The sequence below is a fragment of the Synechococcus sp. R6-5 genome, from assembly GCF_047461775.1.
GTDB lineage: Bacteria > Cyanobacteriota > Cyanobacteriia > Thermostichales > Thermostichaceae > Thermostichus.
Map to the genome: position 1 here is coordinate 1 of NZ_JANSHV010000332.1, position 1334 is coordinate 1334.

The 1334-nt window shown below is 65.8% G+C and carries 1 protein-coding gene; it reads right to left on the reverse strand.

What is annotated here, in order from left to right:
• The coding region (locus NW818_RS13470; protein ID WP_414424838.1) for a transposase at positions 1-1334 on the reverse strand (1334 nt) is incomplete at both ends.

Below are 1334 nucleotides of genomic sequence, written 5' to 3' on the forward strand. Positions count from 1 at the left end.
ACCTGGCTTTCTATCAACGTCAACAGCCGCAACGCCAGCGTCAGCAGGCGGGTCAGACCGATAATCTGATCATCCCGCCGCACATACAACGGGCGGATGCCGATGGGACGATCCTTCACCAGGTGAACATCTCTTTCCAGACACCACCCACCCCGGTAATGGACAACCGTCTGGGCCAGCGACATCTGGGCCAACGGCAGGCTGGTCACCTGAATCCGCCATCCCAGACGATATTTCCGGCGCTGAATCGCCTCTTCGTCCCGCCGGACTTCGGCGATGACGCAACGCACGCGCACCTCCGTCCGGACGGGGCGCTTCGGGCTTCCCCGTCCGCGTCCCACGGAGCGCGTGACGGTCTCTTCCTCCCGTCGCCAGGTGACCTGCAGCAAGCCCGTCACATCATATCGCTCCAGCACCTGGGATACCGCTGTCTGCAAGGCCGCTTCGTCCCGATACGGTCGTCGGCCCCGACCGGGGGGCGGTGTCAGCGCCCGCAGAGCACCCTCCGCGTTCGCCAGGCGCTGCTCCAACTGTTGGCTCTCCCGCTCCGCCAGCGCCAACGAGCGGACCACCTGCACCCGCTCGGTCCACGTCACGGGCTTGCCGTCCACCCGAGCGCTCATCGGCCGCTCAAACTCATACCCGCCGCCCAACAGACTCTGCTCATCCCAGATCAGGGTCACCGTCTGCTCCCCTTCCACCACGGCGTCAATCCACGCTTCCACCTGTTGGGCGGTCTCGCCGGTCAGGGGCAGGGGCATCAGGTAGGAGTCCCCGTGGGCCACGATGTCCGCCCGAGTTGCCAGAGCAGCCATCTTGCTGTCGCCCACATACAGCAGCCCCGACCGGCCCAGCATCTGGCGCACCCGAGCGATGCGGGGGCGGTACAACGGGTCGTCGGCGGTCTGGCCGGGGTGGACATTGCAGGCCAGCAGGTGACCCCACGGCTCGGCTGCGGCGGCCATCAATTTCAACTGGGGCAAGTCGGGACGGCGGTCTTTACTATGCCCGTATTGCATCACCCCGTCTTCCGTCAGGGTATGGTAGCCATACGTGGTGGCGCTGTCCAGGCGAACGCTGGTCACGTCCAGGTCATCGACGTCTCCCGTTGCCTGCCACAGGTCGGCCTCCAGGGCTTCCCAGGCGGCCTGCTGGCTCAGGCGGCGCAGCACGATCTCCAGCCGGTCATCACTGAATTCGGTACGGCGAATGGGTTGCCCCAGCAACCGTTCCAGCGTCTGGCGATGCTGCCCGGCCCACTCTTCTACGCTGGACGTGCGATGGTCGCTTTCCGAGAGGATAGAGGCCAGCCAGACCGTTGCCAGCCAGCCGTT